At 64.7% G+C, this 7808-nt stretch carries 9 protein-coding genes and 2 tRNA genes; 8 read left to right on the top strand and 3 right to left on the bottom strand.

Features of this window, described 5'->3' with window-relative positions:
• Positions 1 to 362 precede the first annotated feature (362 nt).
• The 4 genes from AC1VXD_RS08865 to AC1VXD_RS08850 all read left to right on the top strand — a co-directional run bounded on the left by AC1VXD_RS08865 (position 363) and on the right by AC1VXD_RS08850 (position 4087).
• The gene (locus AC1VXD_RS08865; protein ID WP_108767891.1) at positions 363 to 1367 is read left to right on the top strand and encodes an isocitrate dehydrogenase; all 1005 of its coding nucleotides are present in this window, start codon (positions 363 to 365) and stop codon (positions 1365 to 1367) included.
• A 240-nt stretch (positions 1368 to 1607) separates the two neighbouring features.
• Positions 1608 to 2351, top strand: coding sequence for a cysteine hydrolase family protein (locus AC1VXD_RS08860; protein WP_482991747.1), 744 nt, complete (start codon positions 1608 to 1610; stop codon positions 2349 to 2351).
• 52 nt (positions 2352 to 2403) lie between these two features.
• The gene (locus tag AC1VXD_RS08855) at positions 2404 to 3312 is read left to right on the top strand and encodes a LysR family transcriptional regulator (RefSeq protein ID WP_482991746.1); all 909 of its coding nucleotides are present in this window, start codon (positions 2404 to 2406) and stop codon (positions 3310 to 3312) included.
• Between the two features lie 25 nt (positions 3313 to 3337).
• Positions 3338 to 4087, top strand: a complete 750-nt coding sequence (locus AC1VXD_RS08850) for a sulfite exporter TauE/SafE family protein (protein WP_482991745.1) — start codon at positions 3338 to 3340, stop codon at positions 4085 to 4087.
• Between the two features lie 3 nt (positions 4088 to 4090).
• On the opposite strand, the gene AC1VXD_RS08845 is transcribed toward AC1VXD_RS08850, so the two are convergent.
• Together AC1VXD_RS08845 and AC1VXD_RS08840 are read right to left on the bottom strand one after the other, a co-directional pair.
• Entirely contained in the window at positions 4091 to 4711 is a 621-nt protein-coding gene (locus AC1VXD_RS08845) for a flavin reductase family protein (protein WP_482991744.1), read from the bottom strand.
• Positions 4712 to 4888: 177 nt separating this feature from the next.
• Complete coding sequence (locus AC1VXD_RS08840) at positions 4889 to 5647, bottom strand: Bax inhibitor-1/YccA family protein (protein WP_164073046.1); 759 nt, start codon at positions 5645 to 5647, stop codon at positions 4889 to 4891.
• Positions 5648 to 5826: 179 nt separating this feature from the next.
• On the opposite strand from AC1VXD_RS08840, the gene AC1VXD_RS08835 reads away from it, so the two are divergent.
• From AC1VXD_RS08835 to AC1VXD_RS08820, 4 genes are all read left to right on the top strand, one after another.
• A tRNA-Pro gene (locus AC1VXD_RS08835) sits at positions 5827 to 5903 on the top strand.
• A gap of 37 nt (positions 5904 to 5940) precedes the next feature.
• Positions 5941 to 6017 (top strand) — tRNA-Arg (locus tag AC1VXD_RS08830).
• A 472-nt stretch (positions 6018 to 6489) separates the two neighbouring features.
• Complete coding sequence (locus tag AC1VXD_RS08825) at positions 6490 to 6678, top strand: hypothetical protein (RefSeq protein WP_482991743.1); 189 nt, start codon at positions 6490 to 6492, stop codon at positions 6676 to 6678.
• A gap of 2 nt (positions 6679 to 6680) precedes the next feature.
• Positions 6681 to 7268: a hypothetical protein gene (locus AC1VXD_RS08820; protein ID WP_482991742.1), complete on the top strand. Its 588-nt coding sequence runs from the start codon at positions 6681 to 6683 to the stop codon at positions 7266 to 7268.
• A 63-nt stretch (positions 7269 to 7331) separates the two neighbouring features.
• Here the strand turns inward: AC1VXD_RS08820 and AC1VXD_RS08815 are convergent, their stop codons facing one another.
• Complete coding sequence (locus AC1VXD_RS08815) at positions 7332 to 7790, bottom strand: hypothetical protein (protein WP_482991741.1); 459 nt, start codon at positions 7788 to 7790, stop codon at positions 7332 to 7334.
• Positions 7791 to 7808 lie beyond the last annotated feature (18 nt).

The raw sequence follows: 7808 nt of genomic DNA, 5'->3' as shown, positions 1-7808 counted from the left end.
CCGCGCGCGCCCCCCCCCGCCCCCCCGCCTGCCCCGCGCCCGCCCCGCCCCGCGCGCCCGCGCCCGCCCTCCCCACCCCCCCCCCCGCGCCGGCCGCCCCCCCCCCCGCTACCGGACGCGCGCAGGGGCCTTTACCGCTATCTCCCAGCCCAGGAGCCCCCTTGTTGTTCAAGGGGACGCGCCGACAGGCGCGGGGATAAGGAGAAATGCGCGGGCAATTCTGCCTGAGCCGGGGAGTGGGACCATCGTCTATTTGGGACCTCGGCCCCGGCTCAGGCATAATTGCGGGTGAAACTTCCTCAGCGCCGGCGTTTCCGGGCACGTCCGGACGGCGTACTTCCCCCTGTTCGGAACATCGATCAATGACGCAGAAAATTACGGTCATCCGCGGCGACGGCATCGGCCCGGAAATCATGGACGCCACCCTGTTCGTCCTCGACCAGCTCAACGCTGGCCTGGAGTACGAAGATGCGGACGCCGGCCTGGTGGCCCTGGAAAAGCACGGCGACCTGATGCCGGCGGTGACCCTGGAATCGATCGCGCGCAACAAGGTCGCGCTGAAGAGCCCGCTGACCACCCCGGTCGGTGGTGGCTTCACCTCGATCAACGTCAGCCTGCGCCGCCACTTCGACCTGTACGCCAACGTGCGTCCGGCCCACACCTTCCCGAACACCAAGTCGCGGTTCAACAACGTCGACCTGATCACCGTTCGTGAGAACACCGAAGGTGCTTACCTGGCCGAAGGCCAGGAAGTCTCGGCTGATGGCGAGACCGCCTTCTCCGGCACCCGCATCACCCGCAAGGGCTCCGAGCGCATCGTGCGCTACGCCTTCGAGCTGGCCCGCAGCGTCGGCCGCAAGAAGGTCACCGCCGTGCACAAGGCCAACATCATCAAGTCGACCTCGGGCCTGTTCCTGAACGTCGCCCGTGAAGTGGCCGCGCAGTACCCGGACATCGAGTTCCAGGAAATGATCGTCGACAACTGCTGCATGCAGCTGGTGATGCGTCCGGAACAGTTCGACGTGATCGTGACCACCAACCTGTTCGGCGACATCATCTCCGACCTGTGCGCCGGCCTCGTCGGCGGCCTGGGCCTGGCCCCGGGTGCCAACATCGGCAAGGACGCGGCGATCTTCGAAGCCGTGCACGGCACCGCGCCGGACATTGCCGGCCAGGGCAAGGCCAACCCGTGCGCGCTGCTGCTCGCAGCTGCACAGATGCTGGACCACGTTGGCCAGCCGGAAAACGCCGAGCGCCTGCGCAAGGCCATCGTGGCCACCATGGAAGCCAAGGACTCGCTGACCGGCGACCTCGGCGGCACCGGTACCACCATGAGCTTCGCCCAGGCCATCGCCAGCCGCCTGTAAGCGGCCGACCAACCTCGGTTGATCCACAGCGGGGCGCTTTTGGGCGCCCCGTTGCGTTTCTACTGGTAGATCCACGCCATGCGTGGATGACGGATTCGTCCCGTCCGCATCCACCCATGGGGTGGCTCTACAACAGCCGCCTGTGCGAAAACCGCACAGATCATGTGCCAGAAAGCCGCTGGTTCGTGCGCCATCCGCTCCGCATCCTGTGCCAACTTCCCACCACGCAGGAGTCGCCCCATGAACCTTTCCGCCTTCGGCCTGGCCAGCCTGATCGGCATGGCCGCCGCCGCGCCGATCGCCGCTACCGAGCCGGCCCATCCCACCATCCGCCACATGGCCGGTGCACCGTCGGTCACCGCGCTGGACGCCGCGAAGACCGCCGTGCTGGTCATCGATTTCCAGAACGAATACTTCGACGCCAGCGCTGCGCGGGGCTTCGCCGGTGGCCGCATGGTCATTCCCGATGGCGTGGCCGCGCTGCGCCAGGCCAAGCGCGTGGTGCAGTTCGCCGATGCCAACGGCATCCGCGTGATCCACGTCCAGCACGTGCTGCCGGCGGGTGCGCCGCTGTTCGCACAGGGCAGCGTCAATGCCGCCTTCCATCGCGACCTGCAGCCGCGCCAGGGCGAGACGGTGGTGCAGAAGGACAACGTCAGCGTGTTCGCCGGTGCTTCGGCCGCGGTGCTGGACACGGTGTTGAAGGACGCTGGCATCGACACCCTGCTGGTTACCGGCCTGCAGACCCATGCCTGCGTGGTTGGTGCTGCCCGCGATGCAGCCGCCGCACCGCGCGGCTACCGCGTGATCGTGGCCGGTGATGCCACCGCCAGCCGCGACCTGGACCTGGCCGGCGGCCAGCGCATCGGTCACCGCGCGCTGCACGAAGCCTCGCTGGCACAGATCGAGGATGCCTTCGGTGAAGTGATCAGCACCGAGGCGATGCTGGCGCTGCCGGTGCGCAAGGCCGGCGACGACGCTTGATAAGCTGGCGGGGCCCGCAGATCGCGGGCTCCGCTTCCGGGAGCTGCCTTCGATGGATCACTTCGCCGCCCTGCGCGCGCTGCGCGCCATCGTCGAAGCGGGCAGTTTCACCGCCGCCGCCGAGCGCCTGGGCACCACCCATTCGGCGATGTCGCGGCAGCTGCGGCAACTGGAAGAACACCTGCAGGTGCGCCTGCTCGACCGCAACAGCCGGCGCCTGTCGCTGACCGAGGCCGGGCGCGACTATTACCGCGAGGCCGTGGCCCTGCTGGATCGCCTGGAGGCTGCCGATGACCGCGCACGCGCCGGCCAGGCCGAGCCCAGCGGGCGCCTGCGCATCAGCGTGCCGCAGGTCGTGGCCAGCCAGGAGCTGCCGCACTGGCTGCCGGAATTCCTCGCCCGCTACCCGCAGGTCTCGCTGGACCTGTCGGCCGACGACCAGCTGGTCGATGTCGTCGGTGGCGGCTTCGATCTGGCCCTGCGCATCGCGCCGTCCCTGCCGGACAGCCAGCTGGTGGCGCGTGAGCTGGCCAGCTGCCCGCGTATTCTCGTGGCCGCCCCCGCGTACCTGGCCCGGCACGGCCTGCCGCGGCAGGCCACCGACCTGCAGCAGCACACGCTGCTGGGCTTCAGCCCGACCGGGGCCGGTGCGCCGTGGCAGCTGCAGGGGCCGCGCGGCGCCACCGCCAGCATCGAGGCCGGCCAGCGCCTGCGCGTGGATGCCACGCCAGCGCTGCATGCGGCGGTGATGGCGGGCATGGGCATCAGTCTGTTTACTGCGTTGACCGTGCAGGAGGACCTGCGCAGCGGTCGCCTGATCCGCGTGCTGCCGGCCTGGAATGCCGGCCAGCGCCGTTACTTCGCGCTGTATCCGCATGTGCGTGCCCTGGCGCCGAAAGTGCGCGCGCTGGTCGATCACCTGGCCACGCACTACGCTGGGTGGACGGGCGGGGCGGGCTAGCCACGCCACTGCAACGAGGAGCGTGATGGATCCGGTCTATCTGCTGGTGGCGATCGGTGCGATCGTCGCCGGCTTCGTACAGGGCCTTTCCGGGTTCGCCTTCGGCATGGTGGCGATGTCCTTCTGGGCCTGGGGGCTGGATCCGCGGCTGGCCGCCGCGCTGTCGGTGTTCGGCGCGCTGACCGGCCAGCTGCTGGCGGTGTTCACCGTGCGCCGCGGCTTCAACCTGCGCCTGCTGCTGCCGTTCGTGCTGGGTGGGCTGGCCGGCATTCCGCTTGGCGTGCTGGTGCTGCCGCAGCTGGACATGGCCTGGTTCAAGGCGCTGCTGGGCGGGTTCCTGGCGGTGTGGTGCCCGGTGATGCTGATGGTGCGCAGGCTGCCGCCGATCACCGTGGGTGGCCGCATCGGCGACGCCGTGGCCGGCATGGCCGGCGGCGTGCTCAGTGGCATAGGCGGCTTCGCCGGGCCGGTGCCGACGCTGTGGAGCACGCTGCGCGGCTTCGCCAAGGACGAGCAGCGTGCGGTCATCCAGAACTTCAACCTAGCCATGCTGGCGGTGACCATGACCACCTATGTCGGCAACGGCATGATCACCCGGCAGATGCTGCCGTACTTCGCCATCGTGGCCCCGGCCATGCTGGTGCCAACCCTGCTGGGCGCGCGCCTGTACATCGGCATCAGCGACGCGCGCTTCCGGCAGATCGTACTGGGCCTGCTGACCGCCTCCGGCATCGCCCTGCTGTGCTCGGCGCTGCCGGTGCTGCTGTCGCGTTGAGGCTCAGGCCGGGCGGAACATGCGGAAGCGCTGTTCGGCGCTGACCCGGAAGTAATCAGCCGGGCCGCCACCGCGCAGGATCGGGTCGGCTGCAGCGGTGTCGTAGATGCCATCGACCAGCAGCCGCGCATCGATATGCACCGCCACCACCTCGCCCAGCACCAGCCAGCCGTTGGTGTCCTGGCCGGCGGCATCGCGCAGGCGCACGATCTGAGTGCAGCGGCATTCCATGCTGACCGGGCTCTGCGCCACGCGCGGCGGGCGCACCTGGGTGGACGCCAGCGGCGCCAGCCCGGCCAGGCTGAACTCATCGACCTCCGGCGCGACAGCGCGGCAGCTTTCGTTCATCGCCTCGGCCAGATCGAACGTGGCCAGGTTCCAGACGAATTCGCCGGTAGCCTCGATGTTGTGCAGCGAGTCTTTCCGCCCCTGGCTGGAGAAGCCGATGATCGGCGGGGTGTAGTTGAAGGCGTTGAAGAAGCTGTACGGCGCCAGGTTCAGGGCGCCGTCGGCGGCGCAGCTGGAGATCCAGCCGATCGGGCGCGGGCCGATGATGGCGTTGAACGGGTCGTGCGGCAGGCGGTGGCCGTCGGCGGGGCGGTAGCTGTGGAAGGTGTCGGGCATGGGGTGGGGGTTCCGTAGCGTCGAGCGTGGTCGACAGTTTCTGTAGAGCCGAGCCCCAGCTCGGCGGGGTTTATGCCGGGAGCCCCCGCGCATGGGGGCGGCGCGACCCCCCCGCCTGGTTAAGAAAAACCCGCGACCCAAGCGGGTCCCGGCTTGTCGTTTAAGGCCTGATCGGGCTCAGCGCTGCTGGATCTTCGACAGCAGGCGCAGGAATTCTACATACAGCCAGACCAGGGTCACCATCAGGCCAAATGCGCCATACCACTCCATGTATTTCGGCGCGCGCTGGGCCACGCCGGTTTCGATGAAGTCGAAATCCAGCACCAGGTTCAGCGCGGCCACCACCACCACGAACAGGCTGAAGGCGATGCCCAGCCAGCTGGCGTCATGAATCACCGGCACGTTGATGTTGAAGAAGCCCAGCACGAACGAGGCCAGGTAGAGCAGGGCGATGCCGCCGGTGGCGGCGACCACGCCCAGCTTGAAGTTCTCGGTGGCCTTGATCAGGCCGCTGCGGTAGGCGAACAGCAGGGCGAACAGGGTGCCGAAGGTCAGCAGCACCGCCTGGAACACGATGCCCGGGAATTTCATGTTGAACACGGCCGATATAGCGCCGAGGAACAGACCTTCCACCAGCGCGTACATCGGCGCAGTGACCGGCGACCATTCCTTCTTGAAGATGGTGATCAGCGCCAGCACCAGACCGCCGATCGCGCCGCCCATGGCGTACAGCTTGGCGCTGGCCATCACCTGGCCATAGTCGTTGATCGACTGGTTCCAGGCGAAGGCGGCGGTCAGCACGGTCAGCAGCAACAGGATGCCGGTCTTGTTGACGGTGCCGTTGAGGGTCATCGCCTGGTCGGGGTGGGTCACCACCGAGCCGCTCGCCAGGTCGAGGAAAGTCGACTCGGAAAGAGCCGGGTTGCCGCTGCGCATGCGAAATCTCCGTGCGAAAGAGGGGTCAGGGCCATCCGGCCGATTACAGCGAGCATAGCCGATGGTGGCGTACGGTGGTGTGGCAGGGCCAGGCCGGCGGGCCCGCTGCGTTGACAGGCTGCGTTGCGCTTGTTCACAATGACCAGCTCCTCGGGTCTTGCCCGAGGGGATTGCAGCACCGGGGTATAGCGCAGTCTGGTAGCGCGCCTGCTTTGGGAGCAGGATGTCGGGGGTTCGAATCCCTCTACCCCGACCAATCCCACTACGTCGGATTGGACGCCGTTCCGGTTCGGGCGCCCGTAGCTCAACTGGATAGAGCACCGGCCTTCTAAGCCGGCGGTTACAGGTTCGATTCCTGTCGGGCGCGCCATTGAAATCAATGGCTTAAGCCTAAATATCTTGAGTTATGCAGGCGGTCTCCGGAATTGCCTCCGGAATTCGCAGGTGTCCGGTGCTTTCAGTCTTGTGACGTGACTCACAGATTCGCAAGTTTTCGCTTTGGGTAGGCCCTAATTCGTCGCTACAGTCAATAGTTCCCAGCTGGTCGAGCCGCCTGCGGGCGGGTTGGTCATATTTGTGAACGAAATTTCAGTTTGGGGTGACAAAAGTTGTCACTTTTCGACGGGCCTGAACCCCTCTTAATCCGTTGCGCCGCAAGGTCTTCCGCCTCTTGTAGTTCTACTCATGACGTGCGAGAGTGCAATCCAAGGGTTGACAAATGTTGTTGTCAACCTTGTTGGGATAAAATTTATCGGCTATAATGCGCGGCTCGCTAGCCGCCAAAGTCGGTAGCGGAGTCCCTGTTTTTCCCCACCGTAAGATGAACGCAAATGGAGAGTCGTATGGCCAGTAACATGAATCGTGCGCAGGAGATGCTCTTCGGCAGCGAAGGCCTGCGCGTGTCCAACTTCAAGATGTTCCCGGGCCACGCGCGTGATGCTTCGGCAGAGACTGTTGCTGCGGAAGTGGTAACCATGCTGGAGCAACTTAGCCGGGGTGACTTCACGGTCGTCGCAGGAGTGGATGACTAAGTATGTCCTTCAAGGAGTTGTACGAATATCGCCAGGGATTGGGTGAGCGAATTGAGCTTGCCGACATCCGTCGGAAGTTGCGTGAAATTATTCCGAATCGTCCGGTCCAGGTGGTTTCGACCTCTCTGAATGCGGATGTGCTGCTTGGTGCCTACATGGCACCTGAGAACGAAGATACGTTGTACACCGGGGCGCCTCCAGGCGCTGCGGCGGTGATTGTTAATTCTAATCTGAACTATTGTTGGGCTCGCTTTGTTCAGTTGAAGGAGTTGATGCACCTCTTCGACAACCCGCACCACTTCACGAACAACGCGGACGAGTTTGAATCGCTCGTGGTTGGGATGTGCGAGCCGCTTGAGCCCACCGGTACCCGCAGCGGACAGATCCAGTCTGAGTACGAATGCATGTGGATGAGCTTGGCTCTGTGCTGTTCGGAAGAGCGTCGAGTTGAGTTCCAGCGTCTGCGATCGGAACGCAAGATTGCCGACGCAGCGATCGCTGAATTGCTGAAGATGCCGGAAAGATTTGTACCAATTCTCTTTGAGGCTCAGTACAAGACCTCCATCGGCTATTTGCTCCAGCGCCGATAAGAAGTGGTTGATCGATCTGAAGAAGGGACTGTCTTTGACAGTCCCTTTTTTTTGCGTCAACAACTACTTTCCCGGCCCCTTCTCACTGGCCATGTGTGACAGCAATCCGCAATGAAAAGCGATTGCTTGGGGAAATCCGTGCTCGATTACACGCGGGCCGTCGGGGACCCAGCCAAGTGCCTCAGTAGAGTCCACGAAATCGCGCATCAAGTCGTCCATACGGGAATCCTCGATCCTATGGGCGAGCGAATTGCGTACCTTGTTCAATCTTGTGAGAGCAATCCAGAGATGCTCTGGAACGAGATCGTCGGTCAGCGCAGCAGCAAGCTTAACCTTGGTGTCGAACTGCAGCCTGGCTTCTCTAAGCGCCTTCGGGTTTACAAGCCGCGAATCAATATAGTCGTCAAGCTGTTCTTCTATCAGAAGGTGGCCCTTAAGGGTTACGAGCGTTAGGTCCAAGCCCTCAGGCAGATGCTTGAGGAGACGGCTCAGCGAAGGGTGATACTCGTCAATGTCTGCCATGGGCGTGAGGCCAAGTGA

This window comes from Stenotrophomonas sp. STEN054, assembly GCF_056854535.1.
This window is presented reverse-complemented; position numbering and strand designations above follow the sequence as displayed.